At 54.8% G+C, this 22350-nt stretch carries 21 protein-coding genes and 1 other annotated feature; of the genes, 16 read left to right on the top strand and 5 right to left on the bottom strand.

What is annotated here, in order from left to right:
- Positions 1-159 precede the first annotated feature (159 nt).
- From dgoR to WB237_RS21935, 6 genes are all read left to right on the top strand, one after another.
- Complete coding sequence (dgoR, locus tag WB237_RS21960) at positions 160-849, top strand: D-galactonate utilization transcriptional regulator DgoR (RefSeq protein WP_003861109.1); 690 nt, start codon at positions 160-162, stop codon at positions 847-849.
- Positions 846-1724, top strand: coding sequence for a 2-dehydro-3-deoxygalactonokinase (locus tag WB237_RS21955; protein ID WP_336216415.1), 879 nt, complete (start codon positions 846-848; stop codon positions 1722-1724). The genes dgoR and WB237_RS21955 overlap by 4 nt, the downstream gene beginning before the upstream one ends.
- Complete coding sequence (locus tag WB237_RS21950) at positions 1708-2325, top strand: 2-dehydro-3-deoxy-6-phosphogalactonate aldolase (protein WP_129324378.1); 618 nt, start codon at positions 1708-1710, stop codon at positions 2323-2325. The genes WB237_RS21955 and WB237_RS21950 overlap by 17 nt, the downstream gene beginning before the upstream one ends.
- A complete protein-coding gene (gene dgoD / locus WB237_RS21945; RefSeq protein WP_336216409.1) occupies positions 2322-3470 on the top strand; it encodes a galactonate dehydratase in 1149 nt (382 codons plus the stop codon). Before WB237_RS21950 ends, dgoD begins: the two co-directional genes overlap by 4 nt.
- A gap of 74 nt (positions 3471-3544) precedes the next feature.
- Positions 3545-4882 carry an MFS transporter gene (locus WB237_RS21940; RefSeq protein WP_128348472.1) on the top strand — a complete coding sequence of 446 codons (1338 nt, stop codon included), beginning with the start codon at positions 3545-3547 and terminating at the stop codon, positions 4880-4882.
- 51 nt (positions 4883-4933) lie between these two features.
- On the top strand, positions 4934-6163 hold the full coding sequence (locus WB237_RS21935; protein WP_336216406.1) for a DUF3748 domain-containing protein: 1230 nt from the start codon (positions 4934-4936) through the stop codon (positions 6161-6163).
- Here WB237_RS21935 and WB237_RS21930 read toward each other — a convergent pair.
- The gene (locus WB237_RS21930) at positions 6160-6492 is read right to left on the bottom strand and encodes a YceK/YidQ family lipoprotein (protein ID WP_336216404.1); all 333 of its coding nucleotides are present in this window, start codon (positions 6490-6492) and stop codon (positions 6160-6162) included. The genes WB237_RS21935 and WB237_RS21930 overlap by 4 nt on opposite strands.
- Positions 6493-6739: 247 nt before the next feature.
- Positions 6740-6812 (top strand) — a sequence feature (ROSE (Repression Of Heat Shock gene Expression) occurs in the 5'-region of heat shock genes and acts as an RNA thermometer to modulate expression.).
- Between WB237_RS21930 and ibpA the strand changes: the two genes are divergently transcribed.
- The 3 genes from ibpA to WB237_RS21915 all read left to right on the top strand — a co-directional run bounded on the left by ibpA (position 6806) and on the right by WB237_RS21915 (position 9615).
- Positions 6806-7216, top strand: coding sequence for a small heat shock chaperone IbpA (gene ibpA, locus WB237_RS21925; RefSeq protein WP_008500162.1), 411 nt, complete (start codon positions 6806-6808; stop codon positions 7214-7216). It overlaps the preceding feature by 7 nt.
- Before the next feature lie 136 nt (positions 7217-7352).
- On the top strand, positions 7353-7781 hold the full coding sequence (gene ibpB / locus WB237_RS21920; RefSeq protein WP_336216399.1) for a small heat shock chaperone IbpB: 429 nt from the start codon (positions 7353-7355) through the stop codon (positions 7779-7781).
- Positions 7782-7953: 172 nt separating this feature from the next.
- On the top strand, positions 7954-9615 hold the full coding sequence (locus WB237_RS21915) for a putative transporter (protein ID WP_129324376.1): 1662 nt from the start codon (positions 7954-7956) through the stop codon (positions 9613-9615).
- Here the strand turns inward: WB237_RS21915 and WB237_RS21910 are convergent.
- A complete protein-coding gene (locus tag WB237_RS21910) occupies positions 9583-10329 on the bottom strand; it encodes a GntR family transcriptional regulator (protein WP_336216394.1) in 747 nt (248 codons plus the stop codon). The genes WB237_RS21915 and WB237_RS21910 overlap by 33 nt on opposite strands.
- A 222-nt stretch (positions 10330-10551) precedes the next feature.
- Between WB237_RS21910 and WB237_RS21905 the strand changes: the two genes are divergently transcribed.
- Both WB237_RS21905 and WB237_RS21900 read left to right on the top strand, forming a co-directional pair.
- Positions 10552-12174: an alpha-glucoside-specific PTS transporter subunit IIBC gene (locus WB237_RS21905; protein WP_028017793.1), complete on the top strand. Its 1623-nt coding sequence runs from the start codon at positions 10552-10554 to the stop codon at positions 12172-12174.
- Positions 12171-13493, top strand: coding sequence for a 6-phospho-alpha-glucosidase (locus tag WB237_RS21900; RefSeq protein ID WP_336216392.1), 1323 nt, complete (start codon positions 12171-12173; stop codon positions 13491-13493). Before WB237_RS21905 ends, WB237_RS21900 begins: the two co-directional genes overlap by 4 nt.
- Here the strand turns inward: WB237_RS21900 and WB237_RS21895 are convergent.
- The gene (locus tag WB237_RS21895; protein WP_336216390.1) at positions 13490-14383 is read right to left on the bottom strand and encodes a helix-turn-helix transcriptional regulator; all 894 of its coding nucleotides are present in this window, start codon (positions 14381-14383) and stop codon (positions 13490-13492) included. The genes WB237_RS21900 and WB237_RS21895 overlap by 4 nt on opposite strands.
- Before the next feature lie 172 nt (positions 14384-14555).
- On the opposite strand from WB237_RS21895, the gene WB237_RS21890 reads away from it, so the two are divergent.
- The 5 genes from WB237_RS21890 to WB237_RS21870 are packed head-to-tail and all read left to right on the top strand — an operon-like array spanning position 14556 to position 19573.
- The gene (locus WB237_RS21890; protein ID WP_336216387.1) at positions 14556-16271 is read left to right on the top strand and encodes a solute:sodium symporter family transporter; all 1716 of its coding nucleotides are present in this window, start codon (positions 14556-14558) and stop codon (positions 16269-16271) included.
- Positions 16268-17764 (top strand): sulfatase-like hydrolase/transferase, encoded by a 1497-nt coding sequence (locus tag WB237_RS21885; RefSeq protein WP_336216385.1) that lies wholly within the window; start codon positions 16268-16270, stop codon positions 17762-17764. Before WB237_RS21890 ends, WB237_RS21885 begins: the two co-directional genes overlap by 4 nt.
- A 9-nt stretch (positions 17765-17773) precedes the next feature.
- The gene (locus WB237_RS21880) at positions 17774-18121 is read left to right on the top strand and encodes a YidH family protein (protein WP_061096701.1); all 348 of its coding nucleotides are present in this window, start codon (positions 17774-17776) and stop codon (positions 18119-18121) included.
- Complete coding sequence (locus WB237_RS21875) at positions 18111-18470, top strand: DUF202 domain-containing protein (RefSeq protein ID WP_061096700.1); 360 nt, start codon at positions 18111-18113, stop codon at positions 18468-18470. Before WB237_RS21880 ends, WB237_RS21875 begins: the two co-directional genes overlap by 11 nt.
- Complete coding sequence (locus WB237_RS21870) at positions 18470-19573, top strand: anaerobic sulfatase maturase (protein WP_336216381.1); 1104 nt, start codon at positions 18470-18472, stop codon at positions 19571-19573. The genes WB237_RS21875 and WB237_RS21870 overlap by 1 nt, the downstream gene beginning before the upstream one ends.
- Here the strand turns inward: WB237_RS21870 and dsdA are convergent.
- Both dsdA and dsdX read right to left on the bottom strand, forming a co-directional pair.
- Positions 19556-20842 (bottom strand): D-serine ammonia-lyase, encoded by a 1287-nt coding sequence (gene dsdA, locus WB237_RS21865; protein WP_336216379.1) that lies wholly within the window; start codon positions 20840-20842, stop codon positions 19556-19558. The two genes, WB237_RS21870 and dsdA, sit on opposite strands and share 18 nt — an antisense overlap.
- 17 nt (positions 20843-20859) lie before the next feature.
- Positions 20860-22197, bottom strand: a complete 1338-nt coding sequence (dsdX, locus tag WB237_RS21860) for a D-serine transporter DsdX (RefSeq protein WP_336216375.1) — start codon at positions 22195-22197, stop codon at positions 20860-20862.
- Positions 22198-22350: the final 153 nt, after the last annotated feature.

The following is a 22350-nucleotide window of genomic DNA, read 5'->3' as shown; positions in this document are numbered from 1 at the left end:
GTTCTTTTTGTGATCTTGATTGTAGTACAACATGTATTGATTGTACTACATTGTCATCACGACAAAGATGAAAGGCCTCACGTTTGTACTGCAAAAGTGAGGCGAAATTCGGCGGGCACGGTAAAGTAGTGATGGACATACAGAGCACAAGGACTCTCCATGACGCTTAACAAAACCGATCGCATTGTCATCACGCTGGGCACTCAAATTGTGGGGGGCAAATACGTCCCGGGTTCGCCGCTCCCTGCTGAGGCCGAACTGTGTGAGGAGTTTGAAACCTCGCGCAACATCATCCGGGAAGTGTTCCGCTCGCTGATGGCGAAGCGGCTGATTGAAATGAAACGCTATCGCGGCGCGTTTGTTGCTCCTCGCAACCAGTGGAATTACCTCGATACCGACGTATTGCAGTGGGTTCTTGAAAACGACTACGACCCACGGCTGATTGGCGCGATGAGTGAAGTCCGGAACCTGGTGGAACCGGCCATCGCCCGCTGGGCGGCGGAGCGCGCAACCTCCGGCGATTTGGCCCAGATTGAGTCGGCTTTAAACGACATGATCGCCAATAACCAGAACCGGGAGGCGTTCAACGAGGCGGACATTCGCTATCACGAGGCGGTGCTGCAGTCGGTGCACAACCCGGTGTTACAGCAGCTTAGCGTGGCGATCAGCTCGCTACAGCGAGCAGTATTTGAACGAACCTGGATGGGTGATGAGGCTAACATGCCGAAAACGCTCCAGGAACATAAAGCGTTGTTCGATGCGATAAGGCATCAGGACGGCGATGCGGCAGAGCAGGCGGCGCTTACCATGATCGCCAGCTCGACACGAAGGTTGAAGGAAATCACATGACATCTCGCTACATCGCAATTGACTGGGGATCGACCAATCTGCGCGCCTGGCTTTATCAGGGCGAGCAGTGCCTGGAGAGCAGGCAATCAGAGGCAGGTATCACACGCCTGAACGGTAAATCCCCCGAGGCGGTGTTAGCAGAGGTGACGCAAAACTGGCGCGATGGCGCCACGCCGGTGGTGATGGCGGGTATGGTCGGCAGCAACGTGGGCTGGAAAATCGCCCCTTACCTGCCGGTTCCTGCGCATTTCTCTGCCATTGGCGATCAGTTAACGTCCGTTGATGACAATGTCTGGATTATTCCAGGTTTGTGCGTCTCTCGCGACGATAACCACAACGTGATGCGTGGCGAAGAGACACAGTTGCTTGGCGCGCGCACGCTTTCTCCTTCTTCTGTTTACGTTATGCCCGGTACGCACTGCAAGTGGGTGCAGGCCGATGCTGAGCAAATCCATGATTTTCGCACCGTGATGACCGGTGAGCTGCACCATTTGCTGCTGACGCTTTCGCTGGTGGGTGCGGGGTTGCCAGCGCAAGAGACGTCGCCCGCAGCGTTTACCGCCGGGCTTGAGCGTGGTCTCGCATCACCTGATGTTCTGCCGAAACTCTTCGAAGTTCGCGCCTCGCACGTGCTGGGAAATCTCCCGCGCGAGCAGGTTAGCGAATTTCTCTCAGGCCTGCTGATTGGCGCAGAAGTCGCGACCATGCGCGATTTTGTCCCGTCCGGGCAGGCAATCACGATTGTTGCCGGAAGCGCGTTAACGTCGCGCTATCAGCAGGCATTTCACGCTATTGGGCGTGATGTGGCGGTGATCTCCGGTGATACGGCATTTCAGGCAGGAATAAGGAGCATCGCTCATGCAGTGGCAAACTGATCTTCCCCTTATCGCGATTTTGCGCGGCATTACGCCCGATGAGGCGATCGCGCACGTAGGCGCAGTGATTGACGCCGGGTTCGATGCGGTGGAAATCCCGCTTAACTCTCCGGAGTGGAAAAAAAGTATTCCAGCTGTGGTGGATGCCTTTGGTGATAAGGCACTGATTGGCGCGGGAACCGTGTTACACCCGGAGCAGGTGGATGAGCTGGCGAAAATGGGCTGCAAGCTTATCGTCACGCCCAACATTAATCCTGAAGTGATCCGCCGCGCGGTGAGCTACGGCATGACCGTCTGTCCGGGATGTGCGACAGCTACGGAAGCCTTTACTGCCCTCGATGCGGGCGCGCAGGCGCTCAAAATTTTCCCGTCATCGGCTTTTGGCCCGGACTACATCAAAGCGCTTAAAGCGGTATTACCCACCAGCGTGCCGGTCTTTGCCGTGGGCGGTGTCACGCCAGAAAACCTGGCGCAGTGGATGAAAGCCGGTTGTGTGGGGGCGGGGCTCGGCAGCGATCTCTATCGCGCCGGGCAGTCAGTTGAACAAACCGCGCAGCAGGCGACAGCATTTGTGAAAGCGTATCGAGAGGCAGTGAAATGAAAATTACCAAACTCACCACGTACCGTTTACCCCCGCGCTGGATGTTCCTGAAAATCGAAACCGACGAAGGCGTTGTCGGCTGGGGCGAGCCGGTGATTGAAGGGCGTGCGCGCACCGTTGAAGCGGCAGTGCATGAGCTGGGCGAATACCTGATTGGCCAGGATCCGGCGCGCATTAACGACCTGTGGCAGGTGATGTATCGCGCGGGCTTCTACCGTGGCGGTCCTATCCTGATGAGCGCTATCGCCGGTATCGACCAGGCGCTGTGGGATATCAAAGGTAAAGTCCTGAATGCGCCGGTCTGGCAATTAATGGGCGGCCTGGTGCGCGACAAAATCAAAGCCTACAGCTGGGTGGGCGGCGACCGCCCTGCGGAAGTGATCGACGGCATTAAGCAGCTGCGCAATATCGGTTTTGACACCTTCAAGCTCAACGGCTGTGAAGAAATGGGCGTTATTGATAACTCGCGTGCGGTAGACCGTGCGGTAAATACCGTCGCGCAAATCCGTGAAGCCTTCGGCAACGAGATTGAGTTTGGTCTGGATTTCCACGGCCGCGTCAGTGCGCCGATGGCTAAGGTGCTGATTAAAGAGCTTGAGCCGTATCGTCCGCTGTTTATCGAAGAGCCGGTGCTGGCCGAGCAGGCGGAGTACTATCCGAAACTGGCTGAGCAGACCCATATTCCTATCGCGGCGGGTGAACGTATGTTCTCGCGTTTCGAGTTCAAACGCGTGCTGGAAGCGGGCGGCATTGCCATACTGCAACCGGATCTCTCCCACGCAGGCGGCATCACCGAATGCTACAAAATTGCCGGAATGGCAGAAGCCTACGATGTGGCGCTGGCACCGCACTGTCCGCTTGGGCCGATCGCGCTGGCTGCCTGTCTGCACGTGGACTTTGTCTCCCGCAATGCCGTGTTCCAGGAGCAAAGCATGGGTATTCACTATAACAAGGGCGCGGAACTGCTCGACTTTGTGAAAAACAAAGAAGACTTCAGCATGGAAGGTGGTTTCTTTAAACCGTTAATGAAGCCGGGCCTTGGCGTGGATATTGACGAAGCCAAAGTCATTGAGCTCAGCAAAAATGCGCCGGACTGGCGTAACCCACTCTGGCGTCATGAAGACGGTTCCGTAGCCGAGTGGTAGTTCGCCGGATGGCGCTTCGCCACCGGACAAAAACCTTACCTACAAAAAATATAACCCTCTGTAAATTACAGGGCATGGTGAGCGGCTTCGCTATGCCCAAAATCTGGAGACAGATTGCGATGGATATTCCAGTTACTGCTACAAAAACCGGGCGTCGCCGCTACCTGACGCTGATTATGATCTTTATCACCGTGGTCATTTGTTATGTCGACCGCGCCAACCTTGCCGTGGCATCGGCCCATATTCAGGAAGAGTTTGGCATCACCAAAGCGGAAATGGGCTATGTCTTTTCGGCGTTCGCCTGGCTTTATACGCTGTGTCAGATCCCCGGTGGCTGGTTCCTTGACCGCGTAGGTTCTCGTTTAACCTACTTCATCGCCATTTTCGGCTGGTCCGTGGCGACGCTGTTCCAGGGGTTCGCCACCGGGCTGATGTCGCTAATTGGTCTGCGCGCCATCACCGGGATTTTCGAAGCCCCGGCGTTCCCGACCAACAACCGCATGGTGACCAGCTGGTTCCCGGAACATGAGCGTGCTTCTGCCGTTGGTTTTTACACTTCCGGGCAGTTTGTCGGCCTGGCGTTCCTGACGCCGCTGCTGATCTGGATCCAGGAGCTGCTGAGCTGGCACTGGGTATTTATCGTCACCGGCGGGATCGGCATTATCTGGTCGTTTATCTGGTTCAAGGTGTACCAGCCACCGCGTCTGACCAAAAGCATTACCAAAGCCGAGCTGGACTACATCCGCGACGGCGGTGGTCTGGTAGACGGCGATGCGCCAGCTAAAAAAGAGGCGCGCCAGCCGCTGACCAAAGCGGACTGGAAGCTGGTTTTCCATCGTAAGCTGGTAGGCGTTTATCTGGGTCAGTTCGCGGTTACCTCGACGCTGTGGTTCTTCCTGACCTGGTTCCCTAACTATCTGACGCAGGAAAAGGGGATCACTGCGCTGAAAGCTGGCTTTATGACTACAGTACCGTTCCTTGCGGCATTCTTCGGTGTACTGCTCTCGGGCTGGCTGGCGGATAGACTGGTGAAGAAAGGTGTCTCACTGGGGGTCGCGCGTAAGACGCCGATTATCTGCGGCCTGCTGATTTCCACCTGCATCATGGGCGCCAACTACACCAACGATCCGGTATGGATTATGACCCTGATGGCGGTGGCGTTCTTCGGCAACGGTTTTGCCTCCATCACCTGGTCACTGGTCTCATCCCTGGCGCCAATGCGCCTGATTGGCCTGACCGGTGGCGTGTTCAACTTTGTCGGTGGGCTCGGCGGCATCACTGTACCGCTGGTCATCGGCTACCTGGCCCAGGATTACGGCTTTGGCCCGGCGCTGGTCTATATCTCCGCGGTAGCACTGATCGGTGCGCTCTCCTACATTCTGCTGGTGGGCGATGTGAAACGAGTAGGCTAAATCCCGCTGATGTTTTACCCTGATGCGACAACTGCGCATCAGGGTATCTCCATGAAACAAATCACCTTCGCTTCCCGCCATCACCAGCTGACCAATATCAATACCTGGACGCCGGACAGCCAGTGGCTCGTCTTTGATGTGCGCCCGTCGGGCGCATCGTTCACCGGTGAAACCATTGAGCGAGTCAATGTCAGTACGGGTGAGGTTGAGGTGATTTATCGTGCCACTGACGGCGCGCATGTCGGCGTGGTGACCGTTCATCCCGCTGAAGATAAGTATGTGTTTATCCACGGCCCGAAACACCCGGATGCAGACTGGCACTATGATTTTCACCATCGCCAGGGAGTGATTGCGCATCATGGCCAGGTGAGCAACCTGGATGCGATGGATATCACCGCGCCTTACACCGCAGGCGCGTTGCGCGGCGGCAGCCACGTACACGTCTTCAGCCCGAACGGGCAGCTCGTTAGCTTTACCTATAACGACCACGTCCTGCACGAGCGCGATCCGAAACTCGATTTACGTAACGTGGGTGTTGCTGCACCGTTTGGCCCGGTGAACCCACAGGGGAACCATCCGCGAGAATATACCGGTGCATACTGGAGCGTGCTGGTGAGCCGCACGACGCCAACACCTCAGCCTGGCAGCGATGACATCAACCGCGCCTATGAAGAGGGCTGGGTGAGTAATGACCGGCTGGCGTTTATTGGCGATACCCTGTCAGTGCAGGGCGAGAAAGTGCCAGAACTGTTTATTGTTGAGTTGCCTGAGAACGAACAGGGCTGGAAGCAGGCGGGCGATGAGCCTCTGCAGGGTACGACAGAGACCCTGCCAGCCCCGCCAGCAGGGGTTAAGCAGCGTCGTCTGACCTTTACACATCAAAGGGCGTATCCGGGGCTTGTGAACGTGCCGCGTCACTGGGTTCGCTGTAATCCGCAAGGGACGCAGATCGCGTTTCTGATGCGCGACGATAACGGTATTGTGCAGCTGTGGCTGATCTCTCCTGAGGGTGGCGAGACGCGCCAGTTAACCCATACGGCGAGTGGTATTCAGTCAGCGTTTAACTGGCACCCTTCCGGGAACATGCTGGGATTCGTGCTTGAAAATCGGATCGCCTGTTGCGATGCGCAGAATGGTGCGGTGACGTTTTTGACGTCCGATCACGGCAACCCACCTTCAGCAGATGCGGTCGTGTTTTCCCCGGACGGACGTTTTATTGCGTGGATGGAAGAGACAGGCGGTTTCCGTCAGCTTTGGTTAACAGAAACCGCGCAACACTAGCGTGGAGGCAATTCAGCGGGCGGAATGACGGCGTTTGTCGCCAGATTCTCCTGCTCGCTTTTTTCTACCCGTGAGCGCACAGAATTGTCCTTACGAAACATATCCCACGGCAGCAGAAGCGTATCCGCCACAGCCGTAAACGGCATATCCAGGATAACCAGGGATTTGGTGCCCCAGTTTGTATCGTCATCGGAGATCATCGCCGCACTGGCACGTGTCCCCGGATATGTTCCTTCTTTACCACCGGTGTGAGACATCACGCTCGAACACCCGCAAAGTAAAACTACCCCGCTGAACATCGTCAGCTTTATCAGAACATTTTTCATCATCACTCAGTCATCATTAATGGCACTGCAAAGACCTGCAACTCAGGTTTATAGCGAGCCTTAACCAAAATGGATAGCCCGATAACCCCGCACTGTGGCAGTCATCGCAATTTAACCCTTTGTGCTGTTGTCCCAGTCTAAGCGAGATGCAAGAAAGTGCAAAAAAAAGTGCAGCTGGCGTGCTTGAAAAGCCCGGTTCCAGACCCATTTTAAGAATGTAACCACGAAAACGAACACGCCTGATGGGTGTTCGGGGTACTAAGGCCTGTCCATGGTGGAAGGCTACATTTTCTCGCTGATTTCAGGAGTTTTATTTATGCGTAACTTCGATCTTTCTCCGCTATACCGTTCTGCAATTGGTTTTGACCGCCTGTTTAACCATTTAGAAAATAACCAAAGCCAGAGCAACGGCTACCCTCCATACAATGTTGAGCTGGTTGACGAAAACCACTACCGCATCGCGATTGCTGTCGCCGGTTTTGCAGAAAACGAACTGGAGATCACCGCCCAGGACAACCTGCTGGTAGTGAAAGGTTCCCATACGGCCGAGCAGAAAGAACGTACCTACCTTTACCAGGGCATTGCCGAGCGCAACTTTGAACGTAAGTTCCAGTTAGCTGAGAACATTCACGTTAAAGGCGCGAACCTGGTTAACGGCCTGCTGTTTATCGAACTGGAACGCGTGATCCCGGAAGAGAAAAAACCGCGTCGTATCGAAATTAACTAATTATGCGGGTCGCCTAAGCGGCCCATCCAGAATTGCTTGCCGTAATGGGAGCATATGCGAATCCATCGGGATTTGCAGGAATAACTGCGCACAAAATTAAACTGTGCCGAACTCGCTTCTCAGAAGGAGATTTAGTATGCGTAACTACGATTTATCCCCCCTGCTGCGTCAGTGGATTGGTTTTGACAAACTGGCTAACGCCCTGCAAAGCACCACCGAGCAACAGACATTTCCGCCGTACAATATCGAAAAAAGCGATGATAACCACTATCGCATTACCCTGGCGCTGGCCGGTTTCCGTCAGGACGATTTGGATATCCAGCTTGAAGGCACGCTTCTGACCGTGAAGGGTACGCTGGAAAAACCAGAAACCGAGACCAAATGGTTACATCAGGGATTGGTCACTCAGCCGTTTAGCCTGAGCTTTACCCTGGCCGATCATATGGAAGTCTCCGGTGCGACTTTCACCAACGGGCTGTTGCATATCGACCTGACCCGTAATGTGCCGGAAGCTATCGCGCCACAGCGTATCGCCATTAGCGAGCGGCCTGCGTTAAACAGTTAACAAGCCCGCCGATCCTGTAGGTCGGGTAAGGCGTAGCCGCCACTCGACAATACTCACCGACTGCACAAAGCCCTGCTCCGGCAGGGCTTTTTTGTGCGCCATCGCCCATACAACTACGTCTGGCTCTGAGAGAATCCTCGTCATAACTAAGGTTATGCACAGGAAGTGGATCATGAGTGATATCGCGTTAACGGTTAGCGTGTTGGCCCTGGTCGCTGTAGTTGGACTGTGGATAGGTAATATCAAAATCCGTGGCGTCGGGTTTGGGATTGGCGGGGTCCTGTTTGGCGGAATTTTTGTCGGGCACTTTGCCGACAAACTCGGGCTGGTCCTCAGCGCCGAAATGCTCCACTTTATTCAGGAATTCGGTCTGATCCTCTTCGTTTATACCATCGGTATTCAGGTGGGGCCGGGCTTTTTTGCCTCACTTCGGGTTTCCGGATTACGGCTTAACCTGTTTGCTCTCGGCATTGTGGTGATGGGCGGGCTGGTTACCGCTATTCTGCATAAAGTCTTTGATATCCCGCTGCCTGTGGTGTTGGGTATCTTCTCCGGGGCAGTGACCAACACGCCGGCACTCGGTGCGGGGCAGCAAATTCTGCGCGATTTGGGTATCGAACCCGGTATTGTCGACCAGATGGGGATGAGCTACGCCATGGCCTATCCGTTTGGGATTTGCGGCATTCTGCTCTCCATGTGGCTGGTACGCGTCCTGTTCCGGATTAACGTCGACAAAGAGGCGAAGGACCACGAAACCACCCTCACTAACGGCCATATGCCGATCAAAACCATCAATATTCGGGTTGATAACCCCAATCTGAACAACATGGCGATTCAGGATGTGCCGATCCTGAACAGCGCCAATATCATCTGCTCCCGCCTTAAGCGTGACGATATGCTGATGGTGCCCGCGCCCGGTACCGTCATTCAGCAAGGCGATTTGCTGCATCTGGTCGGCCAGCCAGGGGATTTAAACAACGCGCGGCTGGTGATTGGTCAGGAAGTGGATACGTCGCTCTCAACCCGTGGCACCGATATGCGCGTGGAACGTGTGGTGGTGACTAACGAGCACGTTCTGGGCAAGAAAATACGCGATCTGCAGGTAAAAGAGCGCTACGACGTGGTGATCTCCCGTCTTAACCGTGCGGGTGTCGAGTTGGTCGCCAGCCCGGAGGCCAGCCTGCAGTTTGGGGATATCCTCAACCTGGTCGGGCGGCCGTCTTCGATTGATGCTGTGGCGGATATGGTGGGGAACGCCCAGCAAAAACTGCAGCAGGTACAGATGCTGCCCGTGTTTATCGGTATCGGGCTTGGCGTGCTGCTGGGCTCCATTCCGCTGTACGTGCCGGGTTTCCCGGTTGCGCTGAAGCTGGGCCTGGCGGGCGGGCCGCTGATTATGGCGCTCATCCTTGGGCGTATCGGCTGCATCGGTAAGCTCTACTGGTTTATGCCACCGAGTGCCAACCTGGCGCTGCGCGAGCTCGGCATCGTGCTGTTCCTGGCCGTTGTCGGCCTGAAATCCGGCGGAGATTTTGTCGATACCCTGGTCAAGGGCGAAGGGATGAGTTGGGTCGGCTACGGGATATTTATCACGGCGATCCCGCTGCTGACGGTGGGCATTCTGGCGCGGATGTTCGCTAAAATGAACTATCTGACGCTGTGCGGCATGCTTGCTGGTTCCATGACGGACCCACCCGCACTGGCTTTTGCCAATAACCTGCACGCCACCAGCGGTGCGGCGGCATTGTCCTATGCCACAGTCTACCCGCTGGTCATGTTCCTGCGCATCATCACCCCGCAGCTACTGGCGGTGCTGTTCTGGGGGATAAGCTAGCAATTCGTCCGGGTGGATGCGCCGCAGATGGTAGTCCACCTGGTAATCGCTGGTATTACGGAACATCACGGAATAATTGAGGAACTCGCCGCTGTCGCTGTAAGAGAGAGACGTAATTCGCAGCAGCGGCGTTTGTTCCGGCAGGTTCAGGTAACCGGCCAGCTGTTTATCTGCCAGCACTGGCGTCAGGCTCTCGTAATTACCGCTGATAGTGATCCCGCACTCCTTCTCGATGTAATCAAACTTCGACCCTTCAAGATGCGCCAGCGACAGATTGCGAAACAGCTTCACGGGCATAAAGCTGTCCTCCAGCATCAGGGGTTTCCCATCCACGAAACGCACGCGACGCGAAAAGTAGATCCGTTCATCCACTTGTATCCGCAGCTGGCTGGCGATGGCGGGCGGTGCGGGCATCACTTCGAACTGCAACACCTTGCTCTGCACCTCTTTCCCCTGCTGACGCAGCACCTCCACCAGCCCGGTCAGGTTAGTGGTTTCGTGGTGGACATCTTTTCGCGATACAAACGTCCCGCTGCCGTGGCGCCGCTCCACCAGCCCCCAACTGACCAGCAGGTCCAGTGCCTTTCGAATGGTCATCCGCGCCACGCCGAATTCATGCGCCAACGCCTTTTCACCAGGAAGCGGGCTGCCGATGTTGTAGTCCGACGAATTCAGCCGCAGCCGTAATCTGTCAGCAATAGATTTGTAGATCACCAGTAGACCTCTCTGCCCTTGTCTGGAGGTGGATTGTGTCCTGACATGTCCATATTTATAACGAAAAGTAGACCTGACTGGTCAAAATAAAACCATGAATGCGATCACGAATCGCAGCGGCACGCCATGTTCGCGCATCAGTAAGTTCTTATGCTCACCTCAGGCCAGTAAAAAACCATAAAGGCCTCTACCCCCTACAGGTTGTTACGTGAGGATTTAAAAATGCTCAGTCAAATACAACGTTTTGGCGGTGCCATGTTTACCCCGGTGTTGCTGTTTCCGTTCGCCGGGATAGTGGTGGGAATCGCCATCATGCTTCGCAACCCGCTGTTTGTGGGCGAGGCTTTAACCGCTCCGGATAATCTTTTCGCGCAGATCGTTCACATCATTGAAGAGGGCGGCTGGGCGGTGTTTCGCAATATGCCGCTGATTTTTGCCGTCGGCCTGCCGATTGGTCTGGCGAAGCAGGCGCAGGGCCGTGCCTGTCTGGCGGTGCTGATTAGCTTCCTGACCTGGAACTACTTTATCAATGCGATGGGGATGACCTGGGGTCATTTCTTTGGCGTCGATTTCTCCGCCGAACCGACGGCCGGAAGTGGGCTGGCGATGATTGCGGGCATCAAAACGCTGGATACCAGCATTATTGGGGCGATTGTGATTTCGGGCATCGTCACCGCGATCCATAACCGCTATTTCGACAAGCCGCTGCCGGTTTTTCTGGGGATTTTCCAGGGTACGTCGTTCGTCGTTATCCTCGCATTCTTCGTTATGATCCCCTGCGCCTGGCTGACGCTGCTGGGCTGGCCGAAAGTGCAAATGGGCATTGAATCTCTGCAGGCCTTCTTACGATCTGCCGGTGCATTGGGTGTCTGGGTTTATACCTTCCTGGAACGCATTCTGATCCCAACCGGATTGCATCACTTTGTCTACGGTCCGTTTATTTTCGGCCCTGCGGCAGTGGAAGGCGGGATTCAGGTCTACTGGGCGCAGCATCTGCAGGAGTTCAGCCAGAGCACGCTGCCGCTGAAAACCCTGTTCCCGGAAGGCGGTTTCGCGCTGCACGGCAACTCAAAGGTGTTTGGCTCTGTCGGGATTGCGCTGGCGCTGTGGTACACCGCGTCGCCGGAAAACCGCGTCAAGGTAGCGGGTTTGCTGATCCCGGCCACGCTCACCGCCGTACTGGTGGGGATTACCGAGCCACTCGAATTCACCTTCCTGTTTATTTCGCCGCTGCTGTTTGCCGTCCACGCCGTACTGGCCGCGACGATGGCAACGGTGATGTACATCTTTGGCGTGGTAGGCAATATGGGCGGCGGCATGCTGGACCAGTTCCTGCCGCAAAACTGGATCCCAATGTTCCATAACCACGCCTCAATGATGTTCACCCAAATCGGTATCGGCGTCTGCTTCACCGGTATCTACTTCGTGGTCTTCAAAACGCTGATTGAGCGTCTGAACCTCAAAACACCTGGCCGGGAAGAGAGTGAAATCAAACTCTACAGCAAGGCTGACTATAAGGCCGCGCGCGAGCAAACCACCGCCCCGGCGGCGGCCAGCCAGCAGGTTGGACAAGCCGCCGGATTCTTACAGGCACTCGGCGGCGCGGCCAATATCGAAAGCATTAACAACTGCGCCACCCGCTTACGTATCGCGCTGGTGGATATGGCGAAAACCCAAAGTGATGACGTCTTCAAAGCCCTGGGCGCACACGGTGTCGTCCGGCGCGGCAACGGTATTCAGGTGATTGTCGGTCTGCATGTTCCTCAGGTGCGTGACCAGCTGGAATCACTGATGAAAACCCCTTTAACGAATGAACAAACCACCCTGACAGAGGCTATATCATGAAAAAATTCTCAGTTGTCATTGCAGGCGGCGGTAGCACTTTCACGCCTGGTATCGTCCTGATGTTGTTAGCCAACCGTGACCGTTTCCCGCTGCGCGCGCTGAAGTTCTATGACAACGACGGCGCACGTCAGGAGACCATCGCCGAAGCGTGCAAAATCATCCTTAAAGAACAGGCTCCGGAAATTGAATTCAGCTACACCACCGATCCAAAAGCCGCCTTTACCGATGTCGATTTCGTGATGGCGCATATCCGCGTGGGCAAATACCCAATGCGTGAAAAAGACGAGAAAATCCCGCTGCGCCACGGCGTGCTGGGCCAGGAAACCTGCGGCCCGGGTGGGATCTCTTACGGCATGCGCTCTATCGGCGGTGTGCTGGAACTGGTGGATTATATGGAGCAGTACTCCCCGAACGCCTGGATGCTGAACTACTCCAACCCGGCGGCGATTGTGGCGGAAGCTACCCGCCGTCTGCGTCCGAACGCCAAAATCCTCAATATCTGCGATATGCCGATCGGCATTGAAGGGCGCATGGCGCAGATTGTTGGCCTGAAGGACCGCAAAGAGATGCGCGTGCGCTACTACGGCCTGAACCACTTCGGCTGGTGGACGTCGATTGAAGATCTGAACGGCAACGATCTGATGCCGAAACTGCGCGAATACGTTGCGAAAAACGGCTATGTCCCGCCTTCGGAAGATGCGCATACCGAAGCGAGCTGGAACGATACCTTTGCCAAAGCAAAAGATGTGCAGGCGCTGGATCCGGACACCATGCCGAACACCTACCTGAAATATTACCTGTTCCCGGACTACGTGGTCGCGCACTCCAACCCGGAACGCACCCGCGCCAATGAAGTCATGGATCACCGCGAGAAGCACGTGTTCAGCTCTTGCCGGGCGATTATCGAAGCCGGTAACTCCGCCGCCGGTGAGCTGGAAATCGACGAACATGCGTCGTACATCGTCGATCTTGCCACCGCGATTGCCTTCAACACCCAGGAGCGCATGCTGCTGATTGTGCCGAATAATGGGGCCATCCATAACTTTGATGCCGACGCGATGGTGGAAATTCCGTGCCTGGTGGGCCACAACGGGCCGGAACCACTGACCGTGGGCGATATTCCGCACTTCCAGAAAGGATTGATGAGCCAGCAGGTGGCGGTGGAAAAACTGGTGGTGGATGCCTGGGAGCAGCGCTCATACCAGAAACTCTGGCAGGCGATTACCCTGTCGAAAACCGTGCCAAGTGCCTCCGTTGCGAAAGCTATTCTGGATGACCTGATCGAGGCCAATAAAGAATATTGGCCAGAACTGTACTAATCGTCCTGACCGGCATCGTTAAGTTGCCGGTCCTTAACCTTACGCACCGCCGAGGGCGCATAGCCAAACCTCTTCTTGAACGCTTTACTAAAGTGAAACGAATCAAAGAAGTTGAGCATGTCAGCCACCTTGTTCACCGTATTCCCTTCCTGGCGCAGCAGCGATTGGGCCAGTTCAAGACGTGCATCCAGATAATATTCTTTCGGCGTTTTTCCCGTGTAGCGTAAAAAGATCCGCCGCAGCCAGGGCTCGCTGCACTGCATCCGTTGTGCCATTTCTGTAACGCTCCAGCGCTTTTGCACACTGGCGTGCAACTCGGCCAACAGGTTTTCCAGACGCAGCAGTTCCCGATCTTTCCTGCCATTTTCGGAAATAAGACAAATCCACTGATAAATAATTTTTGTGAGAAACGCAACGGCTAAATTATTTTTTATAGAGGATCGCAAAGCGAGTAATTCAGCAACTTCTGAAAGTTCTTTATTATACTCCTCGCCATTATAAATTATGCCAGTTTGTAATATAGGGATTTCCATTATATTTGTGGGGATGAATTCCATCCAGTATTGTTCCCAGATAAGACCGTCACAGTAGTACGACATGATATCGGTAGGTTTTAAGAATATAACATTATTTCCATTAAGCATAATTTCAGAATTATCTTTGAGCTGGATTATCCCGCACCCTTGCACGGTATAAACCGCCACCCAGGAGTTAGCAATCAGCGGTTTTTTCTTATCCTGAGGCCAGATAACGCGGTAGCTCTCGTCGGCCAGCGTATGCCAGAGTGAGATCAGTGAAATTCCGCTTGAGATCACACTTTCATCAAGAACCAAGGGAATATTGTACGTGGTTTCGTTTTTTACATGCGAAATTTGAATTTTTCCATTCATTTTAATTTCCCGTCAGCAAACTATGCCCACAACCTGAAGCGGAATTTATCAGAGAATTACCGCGATGGGGAAACCAGTCTTGTATTTTAAGATATCGAATAGCCTGGCCCGGTGCGTTAAATTCCTCTGTACAGCGAACTGCCGGGGCATAATCATAAATAAGGGCAACAAGATGAATATTCAGCAAATTGTGAGCTTTATTGCCTTTACGCTGCTGGTGGCGTTTATCACCTGGTGGAAGATACGTAAAGTGGATACCGCTTCGCAGCAAGGATACTTTCTGGCGGGCCGGTCGCTGAAAGCGCCAGTGATTGCCGCTTCGCTGATGCTGACCAACCTGTCTACAGAGCAACTGGTGGGCCTGTCTGGCCAGGCATACAAAAGCGGCATGTCGGTCATGGGCTGGGAGGTCACGTCAGCGGTTACGTTGATTTTTCTGGCACTGATTTTCCTGCCGAAGTATTTGCAGCGTGGCATCGCTACTATTCCCGATTTTCTGGAAGAGCGTTACGACAAAACGACGCGCATCATTATTGATTTCTGTTTTCTTATCGCGACGGGCGTCTGCTTCCTGCCGATTGTGCTCTACTCCGGCGCGCTGGCGTTGAATAGCCTGTTTCACGTCGGCGATGCGCTTGGTCTTTCGCAGGGAGCAGCCATCTGGTTGCTGGTCATTCTTTTGGGGCTGGCCGGGATTGTGTATGCCGTTATAGGAGGAATGCGCGCCATGGCGATCGCGGACTCCATTAACGGCATTGGTCTGGTCATCGGCGGTCTGCTGGTGCCCGTATTTGGTCTGATTGTGATGGGGGATGGCAGTTTTTTACAGGGGATTGAACGTCTGACCACCGTTCACGCCGAAAAGTTAAATTCCATTGGCGCAAGCGCCGACCCGCTGCCCATCGGCGCAGCGTTTACGGGCTTGATTCTGGTGAACACTTTTTACTGGTGTACGAATCAGGGCATCGTGCAACGAACGCTGGCATCGAAAAGTCTCGCCGAGGGACAAAAAGGGGCCTTATTAACCGCCGTGTTAAAAATGCTCGACCCTCTGATTCTGGTGCTTCCTGGCCTGATTGCGTTCCACCTGTACAGCGATCTGCCGAGTGCGGACATGGCCTATCCTGCCCTGGTCAACAAAGTCCTACCGACACCGTTGGTGGGTTTTTTTGGTGCCGTTTTATTTGGTGCAGTTATCAGTACGTTCAACGGGTTCCTGAATAGTGCCAGCACGCTCTTTAGTATGGGAATTTATCGTCGCATCCTGAACCCTGATGCGACGCCGGACAGGCTGGTGCAGGTGGGGCGTCGTTTTGGCCTGTTTATCGCCGTGGTGTCTGTCCTTGTCGCTCCGTGGATTGCCAATGCGCCCCAGGGACTCTATTCATGGATGAAACAGCTAAACGGTATCTATAACGTTCCGCTGGTGACCATCATCATCATGGGCTTTTTCTTCCCGCGGATTCCCGCTCTTGCCGCGAAGGTGGCGCTGTTTATCGGCATTTGCAGCTACATCGTGATTAATTACCTGGTGCAATTCGATTTTCACTTTCTCTATGTCCTGGCCTGCACGTTTTGTATCAACGTGGCGGTAATGTTGGCTATCGGCTGGCTCAAGCCACGCGATACGCCATTTACCTTTCATGACGCGTTTGCCGTGGACATGTCACCCTGGCGTAACGCGAAAATTGCTTCGGTGGGTATTCTCTTCGCCATGATTGGCGTCTACGCCGGGCTTGCGCAATTTGGGGGGTATTCCACTCAGTGGCTCGCTATCCTCAGCTACGCCATCACCGCTGCAGTCGTCATTTATCTCATTATCGATGCCATTCGTCAGCGTCGTAATCCTTCGCTTGTTTATGTTTCCGACGTTAAGGAAAAACCATGAAACGCCCGAATTTTCTGTTCATCATGACCGACACTCAGGCCACAAATATGGTGGGTTGTTATAGTGGTAAACCCCTGAACACCAACCATATTGACCAGCTTGCAGAGGAGGGGATTCGCTTCAATGCTGCCTACACCTGCTCCCCTGTTTGCACCCCCGCACGTGCGGGGCTGTTCACAGGGATCTACGCTAACCAGTCCGGGCCGTGGACTAACAATGTTGCACCAGGCAAGAACATCTCAACGATGGGACGCTACTTCAAGGATGCGGGTTATCAAACCTGCTACATCGGCAAATGGCATCTTGATGGTCATGACTATTTCGGCACCGGCGTTTGCCCTCCCGAATGGAATGACGAGTTTTGGTTCGATGGCGCAAACTATCTGGCGGAACTCACTGAAGAGCAGATCACCCTGTGGCGCAACGGGCTCAACAGCGCAGAGGAGTTGCAGGCCAACAATATCGATGAAACCTTTACCTGGGCGTACCGTATCAGCAATCGCGCGGTCGATTTTCTACAGCGTCCACACGCTGAGGATGAACCATTTTTGATGGTAGTGTCCTATGATGAGCCGCATCATCCTTTCATTTGTCCAGTCGATTATCTCGAGAAATATCAGGAGTTTTACTACGATTTAGGCGAAAAAGCGCTGGACACACTGGCGGATAAACCGGTTCATCATCGGCTGTGGTCACAGGCCATGCCGTCCCCAGTGGCAGAGGGAAGCCGTTATTACCATCATCCGCTCTATTTTGCCTGCAATGATTTTGTGGATGACCAGATTGGCCGCGTTATTAACGCCCTCACACCCGAGCAGCGTGAGAACACGTGGGTGATTTATACCTCCGATCACGGTGAGATGATGGGGGCGCACAGGCTTATCAGCAAAGGGGCGGCAATGTACGACGACATTACCCGCATCCCACTGATTATGCGTCCGCCACAGGGTGCGCCGAAGCAAGTTGATACGCCGGTCAGCCATATCGATCTGCTGCCGACCATGATGGCGCTGGCGGGGATACCTAAACCTGACATCCTGCCTGGTGACAATATTCTGACGGCAGACGCGCAGCGCGGTGTGATGGTGGAATTTAACCGTTACGAGATAGAACATGACAGCTTCGGCGGCTTTATTCCGGTACGCTGCTGGGTAACGGATGCGTTCAAGCTTGTGCTGAACTTATTCACCACGGATGAACTCTACGATCGCCGCAACGACCCGGATGAGATGCATAACCTGATCGACTTGCCGCGCTATGCTGAGCAGCGCAATCAGATGCACGACGCGTTGCTGGATTACATGGATAAAATCCGCGATCCGTTCCGTACGTATCAATGGGCTTGCCGCCCGTGGCGCCCGGATGCCGCCCCGCGCTGGATGGGGGCTTTCCGCCCACGCCCGGAGGATGGTTACTCGCCAGTGGTACGTGACTACGACACCGGATTGCCTACGCAGGGGGTGAAGGTGGAAGAGAAGAAACAGAAGTTTTAAGGAGACGCCATGAAGATTTCCCGCGTTGGCGAAGCGCCAGACTATCGCTTCTCGCTGGCTAATGAACGTACCTTTCTGGCGTGGATCCGCACCGCGCTGGGTTTTCTGGCCGCAGGCGTAGGACTTGACCAGCTTGCGCCCGATTTCGCCACGCCATTGATCCGCGAGGTGCTGGCGCTTCTGCTGTGCCTGTTTGCGGGCGTGCTGGCAATTTATGGTTATCTTCGCTGGTTGCGTAACGAAAAAGCGATGCGGCTAAAAGAGGATTTGCCGTATACCCGTGGGCTACTAATAATCAGCGTCATTCTACTGGTGGTCGCCGTGGTGGTGATGGGCCTGGTGCTCTATGCCGGATAGCCGCAAAGCCCGACGCGAAGCCGATCCGGGTCTACAACCCGAGCGCACTTCTCTGGCCTGGCTGCGTACGTTGTTGGGCTACGGTGCGCTTATCGCGCTGGCCATCAAACATAACTGGCACCGTTCGGGACTGCCGTTCTGGATTTCGCTCGGCGTGCTGGCGCTCGTCGCGGTTATTCTGTGGCGCTATACCCGCAACCGTAACCTGATGGACGTAGAGAGAGGTGATTTTGCTCAGCCGAAAGCTGTGCGCGATAAATTTTTGATTGCCCTCGCCGTGCTTTCCCTCTCATTGCTGTTTGCTGTGACGCACTTAAGTCAAATTGTGCTGTTTCTTGAGGAGGTGTAATGACAGGATGTCATGTGATGGCCAAGCCGGCCAGTTCCCGCTGTAACCTGAACTGCCGCTACTGTTTTTATCTCAATAAACGCCAACAACCGCACATGGACGACGCCACGCTGGAGGCATTTATTCGCCAGCAAATCGCCGCTCAGCCGGGTGTCGATGTTCAGTTCGCCTGGCAGGGCGGAGAACCCATGCTGTGCGGCATTGATTTTTTTCGCCGTGCGGTAGCGTTGCAACAACGTTACGGGCAGGGCAAACGTATCCAGAACGCCTTTCAGACCAACGGCGTATTACTCAACGACGTATGGTGCCGCTTTTTCCGCGAGCATGGTTGGCTGGTGGGGATATCTATTGATGGACCTGCTGAACTGCATGAAATCTATCGTGTTAACCGTCGCGGTAATCCCACCCACCAAAAGGTTGTTGCGGCGATTGCGCGTCTGCGTGAGCATCAGGTTTCGTTTAATCTTCTGACGGTGGTTAGCCGTGAAAACAGCCAACAACCGGAGCAGATGTACCGCTATCTTCGCACGCTCGGCACGCCGTTTTTGCAGTTTATACCGCTAGTGGAGCAGGATAACCCAGCCTCGGTCACCGGCGAGCAGTGGGGAACGTTTCTCAAAAACGTTTTTGATATCTGGGTAAGAGAAGATGTGGGTCGCGTATATGTGCAGCTCTTTGATTCAATGCTCGGTGTCTGGAGTGGATACCCCGCGCAGATGTGTTCTCTGGCCGAATGCTGCGGACATGCGTTTGCGCTGGAGGCGAACGGCGATCTTTACCAGTGTGACCACTTTGTTTATCCCGAATATCGATTGGGAAATATTCATCAGACGACGCTGGCAAAGCTTAATGCCAGCAGTGCCGCGCGCGAATTTGGTACGTATAAGCAGCGCACATTATCGGATGAATGCAGGCAATGTCCGGTGCTTCGCCTGTGCAACGGCGACTGCCCTAAACATCGCCTGAACGGTAAAAGTGTGCTCTGCGTGGGTTATCGTGACTTCTTTTGCCATACTGCGCCCTCTATGCGGGTGATGCGTGATCTCATCAGGCATCACCGCTCGCCGATTGAGCTGATGGCGATGTTAACGGCCTTTTGCTAAATACTTCGCCATCTCGTCTTCCGGTACCATTCCGCCGCCGGTCGCCCAGACCAGGTGGGTGACGTTCGCACCGGCATCAACGCGCACCGGCCCGGCCATCCCCGCTAGCGCCGACGGTTCCAGGCGGATCCCTTCCTCCTGCGCCAGCCAGCCGAGCATGTCGTACATGCTCTGATCGGAAAGCGTATAGAACCCGTCAAGCAGGCGTTCCATCGCGCGGCCCACGAAGCCGGACGCCCGTCCTACGGCCAGACCGTCCGCCGCCGTCACGTTATCAATGCCCAGATCCTGCACCGCGATTTCATCGTGCAGGCCGGTGTAGACGCCCAGCAGCATGCACGGCGAGTGCGTTGGCTCTGCGAAGAAGCAGTGCACGTTATCGCCAAAGGCCAGCTTAAGACCAAACGCCACGCCGCCAGGACCGCCGCCGACGCCGCATGGCAGGTAAACATACAGCGGATGTTCTGCATCCACTACACGCCCCTGGGCGGCAAACTGTGCCTTCAGGCGCTCACCTGCCACCGCATAGCCCAGGAACAGGGTGCGGGAGTTTTCATCGTCAATGAAGAAGCAGTTCGGATCGCTTTCTGCCGCTTTGCGCCCCTGTTCCACCGCCACGCCGTAATCCTGCTCATACTCCACGACGATCACGCCGTGGCTGCGCAGTTTGGCTTTCTTCCACTCGCGGGCGTCGGCGGACATATGCACCGTCACCTTAAAGCCGATACGAGCACTCATAATGCCGATGGACATCCCCAGGTTGCCGGTCGACCCCACGGCGATACTGTACTGACTGAAGAAGTCCTTAAAGCGCGGCTCCAGCAGAATGCTGTAGTCGTCTTCAATGCTCAGCAATCCGGCTTCCAGCGCCAGTTTTTCGGCATGGGTCAGTACTTCATAGATGCCGCCGCGCGCTTTGATAGAGCCAGAGATCGGCAGATGGCTGTCTTTTTTCAGCAGCAGGGTGCCAGGAATGTTTGTAGCAAATTCCTTCTCCAGCCGTTTTTGCATCGCCGGAATGGCAATCAGTTCAGATTCGATGATGCCATTGGTCACCGCCGTTTCCGGGAATGCTTTCGCCAGATACGGCGCGAAACGGTTGAGGCGGGCATGCGCGTCGTCCACGTCGACTTTGGTTAGCCCGACGTAAGGCAATCCTTCTGCCAGCGTGGTGGTACGCGGGTTAAGCCAGGTGGTTTCTTTCAGGGCGATCAGATCCTCAACCAGAGGAAACTGTGCGGTTAAAGTAGTGATAGTTGCGTTTTCCATAATACGTCTCTTCGCGCTCAGATAATGAAAGAAAGCAGGAATGTGCCGGCAAGTGCAAGCACCGAGGCGATAAACGTCGCCGTCGTATAGTATTTGAAGGTCTCATTCAGGGTCGCGCCGCAGTACTGCTTCACCAGCCAGAATAGGGAATCGGTGACGATCGTGCAGCCAATTGCGCCGGAACCGATGGCAATAGTAATGATCTCCGGACTGACGTTCGGATAGAGCGGCAGCATCGGTGCAACAATCGCGGTGGCACCCATCATCGCCACCGTAGCCGAACCCACGGCGGCATGCAGAACCAGCGCCACCAGCCAGGCGAGCAGGATAGGGTGCATGTGCAGGTTCGAGAGAATATGCGCCAGCGTATCCGCCAGTCCGCTGGTTTTCAGGATGGCGTTAAACGCCCCGCCTGCGCCGATAATCAGCAAAATGTTCGCGATAGAGCCAAAGCCGTGCTCAGTATGGGTCAGCATTGCGCCCATGCTCATATGCTGGCGGATCCCCAGCAGGTAGTAGGCGACAAACACGGCGATAAACATCGCAGTGATCGGGTTGCCGATAAACTCCAGCAGCGTATACAGCGTGCCGTCTTTCGCCATATTTAACTCAGCGATGGTTTTCACCAGCATCAGGGCAATCGGCAGCAGCACCGTGAACAGCGTCGCACCCAGCGATGGCAGCGTATGCTCCTCCCGAACTTTCAGGTCTGAAAATTCCGCCGGAACCGGTTTAAACGGCAGACGGTTGCCGAGCAGTTTCAGGAACAGCGGGCCGCCGACCAGTGAGGCCATCAGGCCCACCAGCAGACCGTAGACGATAACCGTTCCGACATCTGCGCCTAATTTATTGGTGACAAACAGCGCCGCAGGATGGGGAGGCACCACGCAGTGCACCGCCATCAATGCGGTACAGAGCGGAATGGCAAGTTTGAGCAGTGAGGTGTGGGTCTTTTTGGCAATGGAAAATGCCAGCGGTATCAGCAGCACCACGCCCACTTCCACAAACAGCGTGATCCCGCAAATCATCCCCACGAGCACCATAATCACGTCAGCTGACAGCCAGCGGCAGCGCTGCAGTGTGATCCCGATGCGCTCTGCCGCCCCGGAGACTTCCATCATTTTACCGAGAATAGTGCCAAGGCCGATGACCGCAGCCAGGAAGCCCAGCGTACCGCCAATCCCGTTCTCAATGGCGTTCACCATATCCAGCGGGCTCATCCCCATCATTGCACCGACGAAAAAGCTCGCCAGCAGCAGTGCGAGGAACGGGTGAAACTTCAGTTTTACGATGGTTAAAACAATCAACACGATGCTGACAAGCAGTGTCGCCACAACCCAGACCTGAGATCCCATATCTCACCTCACCCTTAAGTAATCTACGGGTATTGGACGAAAAAACGGCTTGGGCTGACAAACGATATAAATTGGCTTTCAGATGAGCCAGATTGGATCAACTGAGTGACTAAACTCTAAAAAGCGCACTAAATTCGTATTAGGTTCACATAA

The organism is Enterobacter sp. P82, assembly GCF_037053385.1.
Lineage (GTDB): Bacteria > Pseudomonadota > Gammaproteobacteria > Enterobacterales > Enterobacteriaceae > Enterobacter.
This window is presented reverse-complemented; position numbering and strand designations above follow the sequence as displayed.